Genomic DNA, 18,879 nt, shown 5'->3' with positions numbered 1-18,879 from the left:
TTCCTATCCCTTGACGGCTCCGGCGGTCAGGCCGGAGACGATGTACTTCTGCAGCCAGAGGAACACCCCCACGGTGGGGATCGCGGTGAGCAGCGTGCCGGCGGCGAACATGCCGAAGTTGGCGTTGCGGTTGTCGCCCGCGATCATCCCGAACATGCCCACGGCGAGCGTCTTGCTCTCCGGGTCGCGCAGGAAGACGCTGGCCATGAGGAACTCGCTCATCGTGCCGATGAACGCCAGCAGCGCGGTGACCGCGAGGATCGGCGTGACCAGCGGCATGATGACCCGCCAGAAGATCTGCGCGTGCGTGGCGCCGTCGACCGTGGCGGCCTCGTCGAGCTCCTTGGGGATGGTGTCGAGGAAGCCCTTCATCAGCCAGGTGTTCACGCCGAGCGCGCCGCCGAGGTAGAGCAGCAGCAGCCCCCACACGGTGTCGAAGCCGAACGCCGGGTAGAGCTCGGTCACCCTGGTGAAGATCATGAAGATCGTCACGATGGCCAGGAACTGCGGGAACATCTGGATGAGCAGCAACGCCAGCAGCCCGGCCCGGCGGCCGGCGAAGCGCATCCGGCTGAAGGCGTAGGCGGCGAACATCGACAGCAGCAGGCTGGCGAACGAGGCGGTCAGCGCGATGAACACCGAGTTGAAGAACCACCGGCCGAACGGGTAGACGTCCGAGCCGAACAGGTCGGCGAAGTTGCCGAGCCCGAACCCGGTCGGCAGCAGGTCGGTGGAGGCCAGCGTGCCCAGCGGGTTGATCGCGGCCGAGAGCACGAACACGATCGGGAACAGCGCGAACGCGCACACCGCCAGCGCGAACGCGTGCCTGAGCGCCATCTTCACGCGTACACCTCCTCCTGCTTGCGGGTGCGCCGGAACGCCGTCGCCGAGATGATCGCCACGATGGCGAAGATGAACACCGACACCGCGGCGGCGAAGCCGAACTGCGCCCCGCCCGCGCCGAACGCCAGCCGGAAGGTGTAGGTGATGAGCAGGTCGGTGGCTCCCACCTGCGGGTTCTCCGCCGGGAACGGCCCGCCGTCGGTGGTGAGCGCGATGGCGTTGAAGTTGTTGAAGTTGAACGCGAACGACGAGATGAGCAGCGGCGTCAGCGCCACCAGCAGCAGCGGCAGCGTGACCTTGCGGAAGCCCTTCCACGGCGTCGCGCCGTCGATGGAGGCGGCCTCGGTCAGCTCGCGCGGGATCGCCTGGAGCGCGCCGGTGGTGACCAGGAACATGTACGGGAAGCCGAGCCACAGATTGACCAGGATCACCGCGAGCCTGGCGGTGAGCGGTTCGCCCAGCCAGTCGACGTCCAGCCCGAACAGCTGGTTGATCAGGCCGAAGTCGCGGTTGAACATGTCGCGCCAGACCATCAGCATGGCGAAGGCGGGCATGGCGTACGGCAGGACGATCGCGATCCGGTAGATCCTGGTGCCGCGCATCCGGGGATGGTGCAGCGCCAGCGCGACCGACATGCCGAGGGCGAACGTGCCGGCGACGGAGGCCAGCGCGAACACCACGTTCCAGCCGAACACCCCGGCGAAGTAGCCGGAGATGGTGGGGTTGGTCAGCACCCGGGCGAAGTTGTCGAGGCCGACGCCGACCTGCCAGCCCTGCGCCAGGTGGTCGCCGGCGGCGTTGACGAAGTAGCCCTGGCTCTCGTCGGCGGTCCACGGCCCGCCCTCGCCGCGCACGCAGTCGCAGGCGGCGTCGTACACGAGCGCGGCCCTGCCCTCGACGGCGCGGCTGAGCCCGTTGGCCTTGATCGCCCCGCCGGGGGTGGGCACGGACAGCGCGGAGATCTCCTTGGCGCGGGCGGCGGCCTCGGGCGCCTTCAGCACGGTGAGCCCGGGTGCGCTCAGCACCTTGCCGGTGACGCCCACCCGGGCGCCGGCCAGCGGCTCCAGCCCTTCGGCGGTGCCCAGCCCGGCCTGCTTGGTGTCGGGGTCGACGAGCAGGAACACCAGCTCGCCGTCGCGCAGCGCGGCGGTCAGCGCGTACTCCGGTGAGCCGGGCGCCTGGCGGACCGAGCCGGTCTCGATGGCCACGACCGCGTCCTGCTTGCTGCCCCGGTGGCCGTCGCCGAAGTTCGTGAACGCGGTCGTCACCGTGTAGACGACGGGCACGACCTGGAACGCGATGAGGAAGACGGTGCCCGGGACCAGGTACTTGGCCGGGACGAGGCGGGGCGTCAGGTAGAGGTAGCCGATCAGCGCCGTGGCCGCGCCGAGCACGCCGAGCCCGAGCCAGGACTCGGCGGCGACGAGCGGCGGCACGGCGTAGAGCAGGATCGCGGCCGCCACGGCGAGCACCGCGATCCGGCTCACCACGAAGGCGGTGGTGATGTTGCGGCGGGGCCGCGGAGCGCGCTCCGCGGCCCCGGGCACGTCCGGAGCCATGACGTCAGTTCTTGAGCGCGCCGTCGATGGCCTTCTGCGCGGCCGCGGCCGCCTTGGCCGGGTCGCCGCCCTTGACGACCGCCGCCTCGGCGATGCCGAACGGCTCCCAGATCGCGGCCATCTCGGGGATGGCGGGCATCGGCATGCCGTCCTTGCCGGCGTCCATGAACTTGCCGGCGTCGGGGTCGGCGGCCTTGACCTCTTCGAGGGTCTCGGCCAGCGCCGGGGGCCGCGGGTCGGCCTCGTACAGCGCCTTGGCCACGTCCTTGTTGGTGACGTAGTTGGTGACGAACTCCTGGGCGAGGGTCTTGCTCTTGCCCTTGGAGGCGACGAAGAAGCTCTGCACGCCGACGAACGGGGTGGCCGGCTCGCCGTCCTCGAACGACGGGACGGGCGTGATGTCGTAGCCGAAGCCGCCCTTCTTCACGTCGGTCATCGCCCACGGGCCGGAGATGAGGTAGGCGCACTTCTTGCCGGCGAAGCTGGTGATGTAGTTCTCGTTGGTGATCGACGTCTTGAGCGCGCCGTCGCCCTTCTCGCCGAGCTCCTTGAACCTGCCGAACGCCTTGACCGAGCCCTCGGAGCCGAGCAGCACCTTCTTGGGGTCGGGGTCGCCGGAGGCGGTGGTGCCGAACAGCGCGCCGCCGCCGGAGGCGAAGATCGGGTAGGCGTGGAAGGCGTCGCCCTTCTGCGCGACCGGAAGGCAGAGGATCTCCTCGACCTTGCCGTCGTCCTTCAGCTTCTTGCCCGTCTTCACCATCTCCTCGATGCTGGCGGGCGCGTCGGGGGCCAGGTCGGTGTTGCGGATCAGCGCGATGTTCTCGACGGCGTACGGGGCGCCGTACACCTGGCCGTCGAAGGTGACGGCCTTCATCGCGATCGGGGAGAACGCGCTCTTCTGCTCCTCGGTCAGGTTGACCGGGTCGATGGCGCCGTTCTGCACCAGGTTGCCGATCCAGTCGTGCGCGCCGACCATCACGTCGGGGCCGCTGCCCTGCTGGGAGGCGGTCAGGAAGACGGTCTGGTTGTCCTTGCTGATCTCCTTGACCTCGACGGTCACGCCGTTCTCGGTGCCGAACTGGTCGGCGAACGGCTTGAGCGCCTTGACCCGGTTGGGGTCGGCCCAGATGACGAGCGTGCCCCCCGCCGCGGCGGGGGCCGACGCCGATCCGCTCGCCCCGGCCGTGGGCGCGGCCGACGGCGCGGCCGGGTCGGAGCCGCCGCACGCCGCGGTGGCGAAGGCCAGGGACGCGAAAGCGGCCACACCCAGAGCTCGCTTGCTCATGAGACCTCCTGAGGTCACGGAGGATGGGCGACACCTGAGCGTGCGCCGCCACCAAAGATCGTTAACAGGACCGCTTTCGCGGCTTATGTGACCGGGACGTTAGCGGCTCTTTGCAAGAATTGGAAGAACTTGCAATCGAGCGTTACCCGATCCACACCGTACGGGCCGAGGGAAACGCGCCCGGCCCAGCGCAGAGGCGATCTGCAACTTTCGGCAACTTGCGCTCAGCCGATCGGGCACGCCATCCTGCACCAGACATCACGGACACCCCCGGGGAGGACAGCCATGCCCGACAACGACGACTGGTGGCGCGACGCCGTCGTGTACCAGGTCTACCCCCGCAGCTTCGCCGACGCGAACGGGGACGGCGTCGGCGACCTGGAAGGGGTGCGCCTGCGGCTGGGCTACCTCAAGAGGCTCGGCGTGGACGCGATCTGGCTGAGCCCGTTCTACACCTCCCCGATGGCCGACGGCGGCTACGACGTGGCCGACTACCGCGACGTCGACCCGATGTTCGGCACGCTGGCCGACTTCGACGCGCTGATCGGCGACGCGCACGAACTGGGCCTGCGGGTCGTCGTGGACCTGGTGCCCAACCACTCCTCCGACCGCCACCCGTGGTTCCGGGCGGGGCTGCGCGACCGCTACATCTTCCGCGACGCCCCCAACGACTGGGAGTCGATCTTCGGCGGCCCCGCCTGGACCCAGGTGGACGACGGGCAGTGGTACCTGCACCTGTTCGCCCCCCAGCAGCCGGACCTCAACTGGGAGAACCCGGAGGTGCGCGCCGAGTTCCGCGACATCCTGCGGTTCTGGCTGGACCGGGGCGTCGACGGCTTCCGGGTCGACGTGGCGCACGGCATGATCAAGGCCGAGGGGCTGCCCGACGTCGGCCCCAAGGAGGGCCGCCAGGCCGAGATGCTGGGCGACGAGCGGGTGCCGTACTTCGACCAGGACGGGGTGCACGACATCTACCGCGAGTGGCGGCCGATCCTCGACTCCTACCCCGGCGGCCGGATGGCGGTGGCCGAGGCGTGGGTGTCGTCGCCGGAGCGGCTGGCCCGCTACATCGGGCCGGACGAGCTGCACCAGGCGTTCAACTTCGAGTTCATGATGGCCGACTTCCACGCCAAGTCGTTCCGTACGGTGATCGAGAAGTCGCTGGCGGAGGCGGAGCTGGTGGGCGCGCCGACCACCTGGGTGCTGTCGAACCACGACAAGCCCCGGCACGTCACCCGGCACGGCGGCCTGGCCCGCGCCCGCGCGGCCACCCTGCTCATGCTGGCGCTGCCCGGCTCGGCCTACCTCTACAACGGCGAGGAGCTGGGCCTGCCCGAGGTGCTGGACCTGCCCGACGAGCTGCGGCAGGACCCGGCCTTCCGGCGCACCGGCGAGAGCCGCGACGGCTGCCGGGTGCCGCTGCCGTGGACGGCCGGGCCCGGCTGCGGCTGGCGCGACCCGTGGCTGCCGATCCCGGCGGAGTGGACGGCGCTGTCGGCCGAGGCGCAGGAGGACGACCCCGCCTCCACGCTCAACCTCTACAGGGCGGCCCTGCGGCTGCGCAGGGAGCACCCGGCGCTCGGCGGCGGCACGCTGACCTGGCTCGACTCCCCCAGGGACGTGCTGGCGATCAGGCGCGAGCCCGGCCTGACCGTGGTGCTCAACACCGGCGAGGAGCCGGTCGACCCGGGCCTGGGCGGGCGGGTGCTGCTGGCGAGCGGCCCGCTGCCCGCCGGCGGCGCGATCCCGCCGGACACCGCCGTTTGGCTGCAGCATTGACCATACTTTGCCCGCAGGCGGCATGCGCGAGTGACTGCGGTTTGTAGCCTCGGTGGGTGTCACGCCTGTGGGCCCGCTCTCTGCGCGGACGCGTCACCCTCGTCGCCACGGCGGTCGCCGCCCTGGTGCTCACGCCCGTGGCCGTCGGCAGCGTGATCATCGCCAGGTCGCTGGTGGCCGACGCCGTGTGGTCCGACACCCGCGACAGCGCGGGCCGCACCGTCACCGAGGTCCGCACCGGCGCGCTCAGGCCCGGGGCGACGGTGCCGGTGCCGGACCCGTCCATCGACCTCATCCAGGTCGTCGCCCCCGACGGGACCGTCGTGGCGGCCAGCGACGCCGCCCGCAACCGGCCGCCGATCAGCGGCGTGCGCCCGCCGCCCGACGCGGGCGCCATCGACACGACGAGCTGCCGCTCCGGCGAGTGCCTGCACCTGACGGCCATGCGGGTCTCCCACGACCCCGGCGCGGCCGTCGTCTACGCCGGCCGCCGCACCCCGTCGGTGCTGGCCACCCGGACGCTGGAGGTCACCGTGGCCGCCCAGCTCGGCGCCCTGGTCGCGCTCGCCTCCTGGGCCACCTGGGCCGTCACCGGCTGGGCGCTGCGCCCGGTGGCGGCGATGCGGGCCGAGCTGGACGAGGTCAACGTCGGCGACCTGAGCAGCCGGGTGACGCAGCCGCGCGGCGAGGACGAGGTGGCGCAGCTCGCCCGGGCCGTCAACGGCACTCTGGCCCGGCTGGAGCGCTCGGCGCTGCAGCAGCGGCAGTTCGCCTCCGACGCCTCCCACGAGCTGCGCACCCCCATCGCCGGGCTGCGCGCCCAGCTCGAGAGCGCCGAGCTCTACCCGGAGGAGACCGACGTGCAGGCGCTGGTCAAGAGCTGCCTGCGCGACACCGACCGGCTGGAGGCCATCATCACCGACCTGCTCCTGCTGGCCAGGATCGGCTCCCGCGTCGACGTCGCCAAGGAGCGCACCGACCTGGCCGAACTGGTCCGCCAGGAGCTCGCCACCCGCAAGGACAAGATCCCGGTACGGGCCGAGCTGGAGGAGGGCGTCGCCGTGCAGGGCGTGCGCCTGCAACTCGTCAGGGTGCTGACGAACCTGCTGGACAACGCCCAGCGGCACGCCGAGAGCCGGGTGCGCGTCACGGTCTCGCGGGAGAACGGCCAGGCGGTGCTGGCCGTGGAGAACGACGGCGCGCAGATCGCCGAGGAGGACCGCGAGCGCATCTTCGAGCGCTTCACCCGCCTGGACGCCGCCCGCAGCCGCGACGCCGGCGGCACCGGCCTCGGCCTGGCCATCGCCCGCGACGTGGCCATGGCGCACGGCGGCGAGATCCGGGTCGAGGACCACCCCGACGGCGCCCGTTTCGTGCTCCGGCTGCCCGCCGTCTGAGGCACACGGAAAGTTCAGGACGGGGACGCTGCCAGTTCAATCGGTCCCTCTAGCTTCTGGGTGCAACCCGTAAGCATGGAGGAGTCACGTTGCGAGTCCTGGCCGTAGTTCCCGCCCGCGGAGGTTCGGCGGGCGTACCCCTGAAGAACCTCGCGCCGGTCGGCGGGGTCCCGCTGGTGGCCCGCGCGGTGCGCGCCTGCCTGCGGGCCGAGCTCGTGGACGAGGTCGTGGTGTCCACCGACCATGCCGGGATCGCGGAGGCCGCCCGCCGGGCCGGCGCGCGCGTCGTCGACCGGCCCGAGGAGCTGAGCGGCGCGACCGCCTCCAGCGAGTCGGCCGTGCTGCACGCGCTCGACACGCTCGGCGAGGACCCCGAGGTGGTCGTGCTCGTGCAGTGCACCAGCGCGTTCATCGACCCCGAGGACCTGTCGGCCGCGGTGCGGCGGGTCCTCGACGGCGAGGCCGACTCCGTCGTGTCGGGGCTGCCGACGCACGAGTTCCTGTGGACCGGCAACGGCTCCGGCATCAACCACGACCCGGCCGTGCGCCGCCGCCGCCAGGACCTGGAGCCGCAGTACCGCGAGAACGGCGCCTTCTACGCGATGCGCACCGAGGGGCTGCGCGAGCACGGGCACCGCTTCTTCGGCGCCATCGCCGTCCAGCCGGTGCCGCCGCAGCACGCGATCGAGGTCGACAACCCCGAGGACCTGGAGCTCGTCCGGGCGCTCGCGCCGTTCGTCGACGCGCCCGAGCCGATCGACGTCGACGCCGTCATCACCGACTTCGACGGCGTGCACACCGACGACCGCGCCTACGTCGACTCCGACGGGCGCGAGATGGTGCTGGTCAGCCGCTCCGACGGGATGGGCGTGTCGCTGCTGCGCCGCGCCGGGGTCAAGGTGCTCGTCATGTCGACCGAGCACAACCCGGTGGTGGCCGCGCGGGCGCGCAAGCTCGGCGTGCCGGTGCTGCAGGGCCTGGCCGACAAGCGCACGGTGCTGCGCGACTGGCTGGCCATCGAGGGGCTCGACCCGGCCCGCGTCGCCTACGTCGGCAACGACGTCAACGACCTGGGCCCGATGGCCGAGGTGGGCTGGCCGGTCGCGGTGCCGGACGCGCACCCGCGCGTGCGCGCCGCCGCCCGCGTCGTCCTCACCAAGGTCGGCGGCGACGGCGCGGTGCGCGAGCTGTGCGACCGGGTGGTGGCCGCCCGGCCGGAGCCCGAGCCCGCCCCCTCCCCCGCGCCCCGCCGCACGTTCGGCCCGGTCGCGATCGGCGACGTGCTGGTCGGCGACGGCGAGCCGGTGTACGTGATCGGCGAGATCGGCATCAACCACAACGGCGACCTGGACGTGGCCCGCCGCCTCATCGACGTGGCCGCCGACGCCGGCTGCCAGGCGGTCAAGTTCCAGAAGCGCACCCCGGCGATCTGCGTGCCCGAGGAGCAGAAGGGGCAGATCAGGCAGACGCCGTGGGGCGAGATGACGTACCTGGAGTACAAGGAGCGCACCGAGTTCGGCCGCGACGAGTACCGGCAGATCGCCAAGTACTGCGACGAGCGGGGCCTGCACTGGTTCGCCTCCCCGTGGGACGTGCCGTCGGTGGAGTTCCTGGAGGAGATGGACGTCCTGGTGCACAAGGTGGCCTCGGCCGGCGTCGCCGACCACGAGCTGCTGCGCGCCCTGGCCGCCACCGGCAAGCCCGTCATCCTGTCGACCGGCATGTCCACCCTCCAAGAGATCGACCGGGCCGTGGAGATCCTCGGCACCGACCGGCTGATCATGATGCACGCCACCTCCACCTACCCGCTGCCGCCGGAGGAGGCCAACCTGCGCACGATCACCACGCTCAAGGAGCGCTACGGCGTGCCGGTCGGCTACTCGGGGCACGAGCGCGGCCTGCAGATCTCGCTGGCCGCGGTCACGCTCGGCGCGGTCTGCGTCGAGCGCCACATCACGCTCGACCGGACCATGTGGGGCTCCGACCACGCCGCCTCCCTGGAGCCGGCCGGGCTGGAGCACCTGGTGCGCGACATCCGCGTCATCGAGCAGGCCCTGGGCGACGGCGTCAAGCGCGTCTTCCCCGGCGAGGAGGCCCCCAAGGCCCGGCTGCGCCGCGTCACCGTCTGACCCTTCTGGCCCGTACGGCCGCGCGGCCGTACCTGGAGACCGCATTGATCACACTCTCGGTCGTCGTGCCGATCCGCGACGGCGAGCGCTTCATCGCCGACGCGCTCGCCTCGCTGTGCCGCAACGCCCGGCGCGACTTCGAGTTCATCGTGGTCGACGACGGGTCGGTGGACGCCACCGGCGCGATCGTCGACGACTTCAGCGCCGACCTGCCCGGCCTGTCCGTGATCCGCAACCCGGCTCCGCTCGGGCTCGCGGACGCGCGCAACGCCGGGCTGTCGGCCGCGTCCGGCCGGTACGTCACGTTCATGGACGGCGACGACTGGCTGGCCCCCGGCTACCTGGCACGGCTCGTCGAGGCCATCGAGGGGCTCGGCTGCGACTTCGTGCGCGCCGACCACGTCCAGGTGGAGGGCCGCAAGCGGGTCGTGCACCGCGCCCCGCTGGCGCGGCGCGGCGCGGTGCTCGACCCTCGCGACGCGATCCTGCCCGCCGGGGTGCGCACCATGGTGGACTACCCGTACGCGTGGGCGGGCGTCTACCGCCGCTCACTGCGCGACCTGCTGCACTTCCCCGGATCGCTGCACACGGCCGAGGACCGGCCGTGGATCTGGCGGCTGCACCGGGAGGCGGCGACGTTCGCCGTGGTGTCGCTGGCCGGGGTGTTCTACCGGCGGCAGGTGGCCGGATCGCTCACCCAGGTCGGCGACGAGCGGCAACTGCACTTCTTCGACGCCTTCGAGCTGGTGTTCAAGGACCTGGAGGAGGAGTTCCTGCCCAAGGCGGTGCGGAACTTCTGCGCCCTGCTCGCCCACCATCTGGAGATCGCCGACCGGTTCACCCCCGCGCTGCGGGCCCGCTTCGAGGAGCGCGGCGCGCAGCTCGCCGGCTCGCTGCCGGTCGAGCTGGTGGCCGAGGCCGCCTCCGGCATGTCCGCCTCGCGCGAGGCCACGCTGCGGACCCTGCTGCCCGGCCTGCCCGCCGGTTCCCGCCATCGCCGCGATCGGGAGGACCCATGACCACGGTGTTCTACGCCTCGACCCTGTTCGGCGCGATGTCGCTGGCGGCGGCGATCGACGACGGCCGGTTCGGCGGCGGGCGCGCCGTCCTGCTGGTGTCGTCGAACGGCGCCGTGCCGGAGGCGGCCACGCCGCTCGACGCCACGCCGGGCTTCGCCGCGCTGCGCTCCCGCTTCGACGAGGTGCACTCGTGGAACGAGCTGATCGCGCCGCTGCACCCGTCGGACTGGCGGGCCCGGGTGATCGAGGTGCCCATGCTGGAGCGGCTCATCGGCGCCCGGCTCGGGCTGGAGCGGGTCGACGAGCTGGTGCTGGAGTCGATCGCGGTGCCGCCGGCCCGCACGATCGCCGGGCTGGTGCGCGACTGCCCCATCACCGTCTACTCCGACGGGCTGATGAGCTACGGCCCGACCCGCGACCCGCTGCCCGCCGAGATCTTCCGCCGCGTCACCCGGCTGCTCCACCTGGACCTGGTGCCCGGCCTGGAGCCGCTGCTGCTCAGCGAGTACGGCGTGCCCGCCGAGACGCTGCCGCAGGAGGCGTTCCTGGCCGTGGTGCGGGAGGTGGCGGCGACGGCGCCGGACATGATGGCGGCCGAGGCGCTGATCCTCGGCCAGTACCTGTCGGCGCTGGACATCGTCACCCCGCAGGAGGAGGCGGAGCTGCACGAGGCGATGCTGCGGGGCCTGGTGGCGCGCGGCCACACCACGGTCGCGTTCAAGCCGCACCCGGCGGCGGGCCGCCGGCACGCCCAGCTCCTGCGGGCCGCGGCCGAGCCGCTCGGCGTGCGGCTGATCGTGGCCGGCGAGAGCGTGCCGGCCGAGGTGTGCTTCGCCGCGCTGCGGCCGGAGCTGGTCGTCGGCTGCTTCTCGACCGCGCTGATGACCGCGCGGCGCTACTTCAGCCTGCCGGTGGCCACGTACGGCACCGGCCTGGTGCTGGAGCGGCTGGCCCCGTACGAGAACAGCAACCGGGTCCCGGCGACGATCGCCGACGCGCTGCTGCCCCGGCTGTCGGCCGACGGGAGCGTGGAAGCGCCGCCCCGGCTGGACGTGACCGCGCTGGTGCGCGCGGTGGGCTACTGCATGCAGGCCGACGCCTACCCGGAGCTGCGGCCGGAGACGCTGGAGTTCAATCCGCGCTACTTCAAGAGGAAGCGGCTGGAGAGTCTCGGCCTGGCCGAGCGGCCCAGCGCGATGGGCCGCTTCCGCAGGAAGCTGTCTCAGGTGAGAGCCTTCAGATAGCGGCGCACCCGCCGCTCGGCCCGCCGGCCCGCGCGCAGCATGTTCGGCGGCACCTCGACCCGCAGCCGGGCGCGGCGGCGGGCCGCGGCGTGCTCCGGCCCGTCGAGCAGCGACCTGGCCGGCACCCTCGGCCGGGAGACGACCAGCCCGGTCAGCAGGCCCGTCCAGTCGTCGCGCCCGGCCGGGTGGAAGTAGTTGGCGGCGGTCCAGCGCGGCTCGGCCCGCCGGAAGTCGCCGCGCGCCAGGTCGTCCAGGGTGCCGAGCAGGCCGCTGCCCTCGAACACCAGGTTGATCATCTCGGCGTTCACGCCGAAGTCGCTGAGCACGATGAGCGGCACGTCCTGCGCGATCGCCTCCAGCGCGGCCGTCGAGCTGACGGTGACGAACCCGGCCGCGTGCGCCAGGTGCTCGCGCATCGAGCCCGCCTCGAACCGCAGCCGGCCCGGCTCGCCGAGCTCCCGCCAGAGCCGCTGGTAGTGGTGGCGCTCGCGGTGCGTCTGCTGCTCGTCCTCCAGGGCGCGCAGCTTCACCACCACGTCCAGGTCGGGCCGCGCCGCGGCCAGCTCGGCCAGCCCGCGCAGCACCCGCTCGCGCTCCTCGCGGGCGCGCGGCACCTTGGCCTGGGTGGCGAACACCACCCGGTCGCCGCCGCCGCGCCCGGGGGCCGGGCGCAGGAACGGCAGCCTGGCCAGCCCGACCGCCCCTCCCCCGCTCAGCCGGGCGGCCACGGCGGCGAACTCGGCCACCTCCCGCTCGCTGTGCACCACGAACAGGTCGCAGCCGCTGCGGTAGATCCACGCCTTGTCCGTGGCCGGCACCGAGATGCCCGGCAGCCCGGTGACGAACACCGGCCGGGGCCGCAGCCCGTCGAGCACGCCCGAGACGAGCACGTCCACCACCGGCCCGGTGCACGCCACGAGGATCGCGTCCGGCCTGGACCGTTCCGCCAGCCGGCGCACCGCCCTGGCCGTCAGCACCGGCGGCGCGGGCAGCTCGCCCACCGCCGCGGCGATCTGGTCGGCGGACGGCGCGATCGGCGTGCGCACCACGACGAGCTCGCTCGCGCAGCCCGCCGGCAGGTCGCCGAGCAGGCAGGCCGCCCATTTCAGATACGAGTCGGAGTCGGCTATCGCCAGCACCCTCACCCGGTCACTCCTGTCACTTCCGTCAGATGCGAGCGCAGAGCGGGGGCCGCTCTGCTGGTCCACCAGTCGTCGGGCACCTCGACGGGCTCCACCGCCACCCCGCGCGGGCTCAGCAGCACGCGCAGCGAGGAGATCGCGGTGGACGGCAGGCTGAGCACCCGCTGCCCCGGGTCGAGGCCGCGCAGCCGCAGCTCGGCGGGCAGCCCGGCCTCGTGCACGGTGATGCCGGGACGCTCTCGGATCAGCGCCACGTCCACCGGGTCCTCGCGGCGGTGCGGGTAGTAGGCGAGCGGCTCGCGCGCGGCCAGCTCGGTCAGCCAGGTCAGGTAGCGGTCGCGGCGCACCAGCCCGTTGCGCACCAGCGAGGTGCCGAGCACCACGGTGCGCTCCGCCGGGCCGGGGTCGCTCGGCGGCTGGCCGCGCAGCCAGGCGAAGTCGTGGCGCACCAGGTCGACGCCCGCCTCGGTGACCGCCTTGTCCAGCTCGCGGGAGACCGGCAGCGCGGTGAACACCGTCACCCGGCCGGCGCGCAGCCTGAGGGCCGCGGCCAGCCCGAGCGCCGTGCGCAGCAGCCCGGGGTGGGCGCGCGCCCGCAGCAGGGGCCGGTACGGGCCCGCCGCCAGCAGCTCCAGCAGCCGGATCGTGGCCAGCCCGTCGTCGACCACGACGACGCGGCCCGGATGGGCCGTCAGCCAGCGCAGCTGCACCTTGCCCGAGAACGCGTCACCGACGGCCGACGGCCGGCGCGGCATGCGCTCGCGCGGCTCGGCCAGCTCCAGGCCGTCGGGCAGCGGCAGGCGGCGCAGCTCGCGCCGCGTCACCCGCAGCGCGCGCAGCCCCGCGCGCGGCACGACCTCGGCCGACGGCCCCAGCAGCCCGGCATGGTGGGCCTCGACGGCGCACAGCATCTGGAGCGGCGACTCCACCCAGGCCGACGCCCGTTTGACCACTGATGTTCTCCCAGCCAGGTGATGGCCCGTTCACGACCGCTTCAAGCTAGCCCGGGCGGCTTAAGCCGCTCGGAACGGCACGTGAACAATGGAGGGTATGAACTCGCTACGGCTATACAGAGACGGCGTGGAGATCCCGCAGCTGGGGCTCGGCGTCTGGCAGGTGCCCGACGACGAGGCGGAGCAGGCGGTCACGACCGCGCTCGCATGCGGCTACCGCCACATCGACACCGCCAAGCTCTACCGCAACGAGGCCGGCGTCGGGCGGGCGGTGCGCGCCTCCGGCATCCCGCGGGAGAAGCTGTTCGTCACCACGAAGCTGTGGAACAACGACCACGACCGCGCCGAGCAGGCCTTCGAGGAGAGCCTGGGCAGGCTCGGCCTCGACTACGTCGACCTCTACCTGATCCACTGGCCGGCGCAGCGGCAGGACAAGTACGTCCAGGCGTGGCGCGCGCTGGAGAAGGTCTACCGGGACGGCCGTGCCAAGGCCATCGGCGTGTCCAACTTCACCGTCGAGACGCTGGAGCGGCTGCTCGACGAGGCCGACGTGCCGCCGTGCATCAACCAGATCGAGCTGCACCCGTACTTCCAGCAGCGCGAGCTGCGCGAGTTCCACGACAAGAACGGCATCCTCACGCAGGCCTGGAGCCCGCTCGGGCAGGGCAAGGGGCTGCTGTCGGAGCCCGCGCTGGCGGTGCTGGCCGACAAGCACGGCCGCACGCCCGCGCAGATCGTGCTGCGCTGGCACATCCAGCTCGGCAACATCGTCATCCCCAAGTCCGTCACGCCGGCGCGGATCAAGGAGAACATCGCGGTCTTCGACTTCACGCTCGACCGGGAGGACATGGCCGCCATCGGCGCCCTGAACGCGGGCCGCCGGCTGGGCCCGGACCCGGACGTGTTCCCGTGAGGTGAAACCGGTCAGGTTTCGCGTCCGCGGATGAATCAGTACGATCTTCCGCGTGCGAGATCTAGCGTGGGGCATCGCGGCGACGGGCGGCATCGCCAGGACCGTGGGGGCGGTCATCGCGGCGGAGCCGGGCATGCGGGTGGCCGCCGTCGGCTCCCGCGACCTGGGCCGGGCCAAGGCGCTGGCGGCGACGCTGGGCGCCGAGTCCGCCCACGGCTCCTACGCCGAGCTGTGCGCCGACCCGGCCGTCGACGCCGTCTACGTGGCGACCCCGCACGCCCAGCACCTGGAGGTGGCCGAGGCCGCGATCGCGGCGGGCAAGGCGGTGCTGTGCGAGAAGCCGCTGGCGGCGAGCCTGGCCGACGCCGAGCGCATGGTCCGCCTGGCCCGCGAGGCCGGGGTCTTCCTGATGGAGGCCATGTGGATGCGGTTCAACCCGCTGGTGCGCATGCTCAAGGACGACCCGCGCTTCGGGGAGATCCGCTCGGTGCGGGCCTCGTTCGGGTTCGCGCTGCCGTACGATCCCGCGCACCGGCTGTGGGCGCCCGAGCTGGGCGGGGGCGCGCTGCTCGACCTGGGCATCTATCCCCTGGGGCTGGCCCAGCTGTTCCTCGGCATGCCCGAGTCCATGCACCTGACGGGCGCGCTGGCGCCCAACGGGGTCGACGCGGAGGCGGGCGGGGTGCTCGTCTACCCGGGCGGCCGGCGGGCGCTGGTCGACACCTCGCTGCTCGCGCACTTCCCCAATTCGGCCAGCATCGTGGGCACCGGGATGCGCGCCGACCTGGACGCGCCGTTCTGGGCGCCCCGGCGGGTGGTGCTCAGCGGGCCGTCGATGGAGACCGAGGAGCACGAGCTCGACCCGGCCGACAACGGCTACGCCGGGGAGCTGCGCGAGGTGCGGGACGCGCTGGCCGAGAACCGGACCGAGAGCGCGATCATGCCTCTTGACGAATCCCTTGCCATGATGGGGCTCCTGGCCGACGCGCGCGGGCAACTCGCCTAGCTGCAACTTTATCGACTTGTAATGCCTTGGCGGATGTATTACCTTATGGCGCATTCGCGGCTTACGTCCGGTTTGTCCGGTCGTTGCCAACCATCGCACAACACTCACAGGATCGTCCTGTGACCGCTGAATCCGCCTTGCGCGGAGCCGGGGACCCATGTCCTTTGGGGTGAATCGGCACCTTGTGTGCCGTAGGGCAGCTTCCACGCCCGAACCCGTCAGCTAACCCGGTAAGCGGCATGGAAGCAAGGAGTAATCCCCTCGATGGCGAAGCACCGTCTTACCCGTGCCCCGAAGAAGCTTCACCCCCGCGCCGGCGCCTCCCTCCGCGCCACCCTCGGCGCAACCGTCCTGGCCGCCGGACTCGGCGCCGGGATGACCACCGCACTCCCCGCCCAGGCCGCCGAGCCCGGCCACCAGGTCGAGACCCAGACCATGTCCGAGTCCACGCAGACCAGGGCCGGCGCCAACCAGGTCAACGTCACCGCCTCCCAGGTCCTGGCCCTGGCCAAGGCCCAGGTCGGCACCTCCGAGAACGCCTACGGCGGCGGCACCAAGTTCCAGGAGTGGTACGCCAGCTCCAAGCGCGCCCTCGAGACCGTCGCCCGCGACGGCGGCAACCCCAGCGCCTACCTCAACGCCCCCTGGTGCTCCATGTTCGTCTCCTGGGTCGGCGAGCAGACCGGCGCCCGCCCGCAGGTCGGCTGGGACGCCTACACCGTCACCCACGCCAAGTGGTTCGCCGCCAACGACCGCTGGGGCACCGAGGCCAAGCCCGGCGCCGTCGTCTTCTTCGCCTGGAACGGCAGCAAGAGCATCAGCGCCATCCAGCACGTCGGCTTCGTCGTCAAGGACAACGGCGACGGCACGATCTCCACGATCGAGGGCAACACCGGCAACGGCAAGGTCGAGGAGCGCGTCCGGCCCAAGTCCCAGGTCGTCGGCTACGGCTACCCCTCGTACGCCGCCTGACCCTCCCCCTGGCGAAGCGCGCGCCCCTCCCCCGGGCGCGCGCTTCCGCGTTTTCTCCCCTCCCCGTGTCGATCCGGCCCCCTCCGGGACGACGCACAGGTGTGGCAGGCTCGCCGGGAGCCCGCTTCACCGCCTGGACGAGGAGAACGCACCGTGAAATTCCTGATCGTCGGCAAGGCCAGCGAGGAGACCGAGGCCGGCGCCCTGCCGAGCCAGGAGCTCGTCGACAACATGACGGCCTTCAACGAGTCGCTCGTGAAAGCGGGCGTCCTGCTCGCCGCCGAAGGGCTCCACCCCAGCTCGCGCGGCGCCCGCATCGCCTACAGCGGCGGCAAGGCCCGCGTCATCGACGGGCCGTTCGCCGAGGCCAAGGAGCTCATCGCCGGCTTCTGGCTCATCCAGGTCAAGTCGCGGGAGGAGGCGCTCGAATGGGCCCTGCGCGTCCCCGTCCCGCCCGGCCACGACGGCGTCGGCCTGGACGTCTGGCAGGTCTTCGACCCCTCGGACATGCCCGAGACCTCCCTGACCCCCGAAACCGCCCAACGCCACGCCGTCATCCGCGCCGCTCTCGACTCCCCACCTGAGCCCTGACCGTCCGAGAGCGACGCCCCCGCGGGAGGCGACCCCGCTGCGGCGGCCCCTCCCGGGGAGGCCACCCCCCGCCGGGGCAGGCGGAAAGCCCCAGGATGGCGGCAACCCCGGAAGGGGCGCCTCGGGCAATCCGGCCCTCTGGCGGCCTCCGCCGGGGCGGCCCCACCCCACCGGCGATCCCGGTCGGGCCCCCCAGGGGCGCGGCCCCACCGGCGGCGCGCGCCCCGGACAGCCCGGCCCCACCGGCAGGCCGGACCCAGCCCCTCCGGTGCCCGGCTCCCGGGGGCGCGGCCCCACCGGCCGCCCGTACCCCGGACGGTCCGACCCGGCTGCTGGGCTGGGCGGTGCTGGTGGGTTGCGGGCCGCGTGGTGCGGCGCAGCCGCCGCCTCGTGGGAAGCCGCCGCCTCAGGGAGGCGTGCCCCCACGGAGCGGCAGGGGCCGTGTGGTGGAAGGGGTGCGTCCCACGAGAGAGCGCTTGGGTTGCGAGTAAGCGGGTGGGGCTGTTGTCATGGGCGGGTGACGGCGTCGGAGACTCATCGGGCCATTGAGGCGGTGTGGCGGATCGAGGCGGCCCGGGTGATCGCCGGGCTGGCCGGGATGGTGCGTGACGTCGGCCTGGCGGAGGAGCTGGCGCAGGACGCGCTGGTGGCGGCGCTGGAGCAGTGGCCGCGGGAGGGGGTGCCGCGCAATCCGGGCGCCTGGCTGATGACCGTGGGCAAGCGCCGGGCGGTGGACATGATCCGGCGGCGGGAGCGGTTCGAGCGCAAGCTGGTCGAGCTGGGCCGGGAGCTGGACGACGAGACGGAGCTGCCGGGCGTCGAGGAGATCGAGGACGACCTGCTGCGGCTGGTGTTCACGGCGTGCCATCCGGTGCTGTCGACGGAGGCGCGGGTGGCGCTGACGTTGCGGGTGCTGGGCGGGCTGTCGACGGACGAGATCGCGCGGGCGTTCCTGGTGCCGGAGGCGACGATGGCGCAGCGGGTGGTGCGGGCCAAGCGGACGCTGGCGGAGCGCGGGGTGCCGTTCGAGGTGCCGGAGGGCGCTGAGCTGGCGGATCGGCTGTCGTCGGTGCTGGAGGTCATCTACCTGATCTTCAACGAGGGCTACTCGGCGACGGCGGGTGACGACTGGATGCGGCCGGGGCTGTGCGAGGACGCGCTGCGGCTGGGGCGGGTGCTGGCCGGGCTGATGCCGAAGGAGGCGGAGGTGCACGGGCTGGTGGCGCTGATGGAGATCCAGGCGTCGCGGGCGGCGGCGCGGGTGGGGCCGTCGGGCGAGCCGGTGCTGCTGCTGGAGCAGAACCGGGCGCGCTGGGACCGGCTGCTCATCGGCCGCGGCCTGGCGGCGCTGGCGCGGGCCGAGGAGCTGAGCGGGGACCGGGGCGGGGACCTGGGCGAGGCTGCGGGCGGGGATGCGGGCGGGGATGCGGGCGGGGGGATGGGGCCGTACACGTTGCAGGCGGCGATCGCCGCCTGTCACGCGCGCGCGCTGACGGCGGAGGAGACCGACTGGGCGCGGATCGCGGCGCTGTACGAGGAGCTGGCGCGCCTGTCGCGCTCGCCGGTGGTGGAGCTGAACCGGGCGGTGGCGCTGGCGATGGCGTACGGCCCGGCGGTGGGGCTGGAGCTGGTGGACCAGATCGCCGGGGAGCCCGCGATGCGCGGCTACCACCTGCTGCCGAGCGTGCGCGGGGATCTGCTGTTCCGGCTGGGCCGGCTGGCGGAGGCGCGGGCGGAGTTCGTGCGGGCGGCGGGGCTGACGCGCAACGGCCGGGAGCGGCGGCTGCTGGAGGAGCGCGCCCTGGCCTGCGGCTGATCCGCGCCGCCGCCGGGGTGGGCTGCCCGGAGTGGTGTGGAATAGGTGCGCATGAGATGGGAGCGCTCCCAAAGGGCTATATGAGCCCTTTAAGGTGAAAAATCCGCTTCTAGTGGCCCGAAACACCCCATAGGTAACGGTTGAGTTTCGGGACGTTGACGTCCGCACGCCGTACGGGCACTCTTTGTGGGAGCGCTCCCAAAGACCTTCCTCTCGCGGCTCACCCCGCGA

15 protein-coding genes and 1 riboswitch are annotated in these 18,879 nt (G+C 72.8%); of the genes, 10 read left to right on the top strand and 5 right to left on the bottom strand.

Annotated features, from left to right (window positions below; translation table 11 throughout):
- Positions 1-3: 3 nt before the first annotated feature.
- The 3 genes from AB0G11_RS33265 to AB0G11_RS33255 are packed head-to-tail and all read right to left on the bottom strand — an operon-like array spanning position 4 to position 3,687.
- Complete coding sequence (locus AB0G11_RS33265; RefSeq protein WP_219509438.1) at positions 4-837, bottom strand: ABC transporter permease subunit; 834 nt, start codon at positions 835-837, stop codon at positions 4-6.
- A gap of 2 nt (positions 838-839) precedes the next feature.
- Positions 840-2,402, bottom strand: a complete 1,563-nt coding sequence (locus AB0G11_RS33260; protein ID WP_357590615.1) for an ABC transporter permease subunit — start codon at positions 2,400-2,402, stop codon at positions 840-842.
- Between the two features lie 4 nt (positions 2,403-2,406).
- Positions 2,407-3,687, bottom strand: a complete 1,281-nt coding sequence (locus AB0G11_RS33255; protein WP_357590613.1) for an extracellular solute-binding protein — start codon at positions 3,685-3,687, stop codon at positions 2,407-2,409.
- A gap of 285 nt (positions 3,688-3,972) precedes the next feature.
- On the opposite strand from AB0G11_RS33255, the gene AB0G11_RS33250 reads away from it, so the two are divergent.
- The 5 genes from AB0G11_RS33250 to AB0G11_RS33230 all read left to right on the top strand — a co-directional run bounded on the left by AB0G11_RS33250 (position 3,973) and on the right by AB0G11_RS33230 (position 11,255).
- A complete protein-coding gene (locus tag AB0G11_RS33250) occupies positions 3,973-5,466 on the top strand; it encodes a glycoside hydrolase family 13 protein (protein WP_357590611.1) in 1,494 nt (497 codons plus the stop codon).
- 56 nt (positions 5,467-5,522) lie between these two features.
- Positions 5,523-6,863, top strand: coding sequence for a HAMP domain-containing sensor histidine kinase (locus tag AB0G11_RS33245; protein ID WP_219509420.1), 1,341 nt, complete (start codon positions 5,523-5,525; stop codon positions 6,861-6,863).
- An 89-nt stretch (positions 6,864-6,952) separates the two neighbouring features.
- Entirely contained in the window at positions 6,953-8,992 is a 2,040-nt protein-coding gene (locus AB0G11_RS33240; protein WP_219509419.1) for an N-acetylneuraminate synthase family protein, read from the top strand.
- Between the two features lie 44 nt (positions 8,993-9,036).
- Positions 9,037-10,011: a glycosyltransferase family 2 protein gene (locus tag AB0G11_RS33235; RefSeq protein ID WP_219509418.1), complete on the top strand. Its 975-nt coding sequence runs from the start codon at positions 9,037-9,039 to the stop codon at positions 10,009-10,011.
- A complete protein-coding gene (locus AB0G11_RS33230; protein ID WP_357590609.1) occupies positions 10,008-11,255 on the top strand; it encodes an alpha-2,8-polysialyltransferase family protein in 1,248 nt (415 codons plus the stop codon). The genes AB0G11_RS33235 and AB0G11_RS33230 overlap by 4 nt, the downstream gene beginning before the upstream one ends.
- On the opposite strand, the gene AB0G11_RS33225 is transcribed toward AB0G11_RS33230, so the two are convergent.
- Positions 11,234-12,400, bottom strand: a complete 1,167-nt coding sequence (locus AB0G11_RS33225; RefSeq protein ID WP_357590608.1) for a DUF6716 putative glycosyltransferase — start codon at positions 12,398-12,400, stop codon at positions 11,234-11,236. The genes AB0G11_RS33230 and AB0G11_RS33225 overlap by 22 nt on opposite strands.
- The gene (locus AB0G11_RS33220; RefSeq protein WP_357590606.1) at positions 12,397-13,350 is read right to left on the bottom strand and encodes a hypothetical protein; all 954 of its coding nucleotides are present in this window, start codon (positions 13,348-13,350) and stop codon (positions 12,397-12,399) included. The genes AB0G11_RS33225 and AB0G11_RS33220 overlap by 4 nt, the downstream gene beginning before the upstream one ends.
- Positions 13,351-13,447: 97 nt before the next feature.
- On the opposite strand from AB0G11_RS33220, the gene AB0G11_RS33215 reads away from it, so the two are divergent.
- From AB0G11_RS33215 to AB0G11_RS33195, 5 genes are all read left to right on the top strand, one after another.
- Positions 13,448-14,263 (top strand): aldo/keto reductase, encoded by an 816-nt coding sequence (locus AB0G11_RS33215; RefSeq protein WP_219509414.1) that lies wholly within the window; start codon positions 13,448-13,450, stop codon positions 14,261-14,263.
- Positions 14,264-14,315: 52 nt separating this feature from the next.
- A complete protein-coding gene (locus tag AB0G11_RS33210; RefSeq protein ID WP_219509413.1) occupies positions 14,316-15,269 on the top strand; it encodes a Gfo/Idh/MocA family oxidoreductase in 954 nt (317 codons plus the stop codon).
- A gap of 114 nt (positions 15,270-15,383) precedes the next feature.
- Positions 15,384-15,521, top strand: a riboswitch (cyclic di-AMP (ydaO/yuaA leader).
- A gap of 12 nt (positions 15,522-15,533) precedes the next feature.
- Positions 15,534-16,241: a CHAP domain-containing protein gene (locus AB0G11_RS33205; RefSeq protein WP_357590604.1), complete on the top strand. Its 708-nt coding sequence runs from the start codon at positions 15,534-15,536 to the stop codon at positions 16,239-16,241.
- Between the two features lie 153 nt (positions 16,242-16,394).
- The gene (locus AB0G11_RS33200) at positions 16,395-16,832 is read left to right on the top strand and encodes a YciI family protein (RefSeq protein WP_357590602.1); all 438 of its coding nucleotides are present in this window, start codon (positions 16,395-16,397) and stop codon (positions 16,830-16,832) included.
- A 517-nt stretch (positions 16,833-17,349) separates the two neighbouring features.
- Positions 17,350-18,648: an RNA polymerase sigma factor gene (locus AB0G11_RS33195; RefSeq protein WP_357590600.1), complete on the top strand. Its 1,299-nt coding sequence runs from the start codon at positions 17,350-17,352 to the stop codon at positions 18,646-18,648.
- The last annotated feature ends 231 nt before the right edge of the window (positions 18,649-18,879 follow it).

The sequence above is a fragment of the Nonomuraea sp. NPDC023979 genome (assembly GCF_040639085.1).
Classification (GTDB): Bacteria; Actinomycetota; Actinomycetes; order Streptosporangiales; family Streptosporangiaceae; genus Nonomuraea; species Nonomuraea ceibae.
The sequence above is the reverse complement of the archived record's forward strand: the minus strand, read 5'-3'. Positions and strand labels throughout refer to the sequence as shown.

Coding starts and splice junctions, on each gene's coding strand:
- AB0G11_RS33255 (WP_357590613.1), bottom strand. CDS start 3,687: ATGAGCAAGCGAGCTCTGGGTGTGGCCGCTTTCGCGTCCCTGGCCTTC.
- AB0G11_RS33230 (WP_357590609.1), top strand. CDS start 10,008: ATGACCACGGTGTTCTACGCCTCGACCCTGTTCGGCGCGATGTCGCTG.
- AB0G11_RS33205 (WP_357590604.1), top strand. CDS start 15,534: ATGGCGAAGCACCGTCTTACCCGTGCCCCGAAGAAGCTTCACCCCCGC.
- AB0G11_RS33265 (WP_219509438.1), bottom strand. CDS start 837: ATGGCGCTCAGGCACGCGTTCGCGCTGGCGGTGTGCGCGTTCGCGCTG.
- AB0G11_RS33215 (WP_219509414.1), top strand. CDS start 13,448: ATGAACTCGCTACGGCTATACAGAGACGGCGTGGAGATCCCGCAGCTG.
- AB0G11_RS33260 (WP_357590615.1), bottom strand. CDS start 2,402: ATGGCTCCGGACGTGCCCGGGGCCGCGGAGCGCGCTCCGCGGCCCCGC.
- AB0G11_RS33250 (WP_357590611.1), top strand. CDS start 3,973: ATGCCCGACAACGACGACTGGTGGCGCGACGCCGTCGTGTACCAGGTC.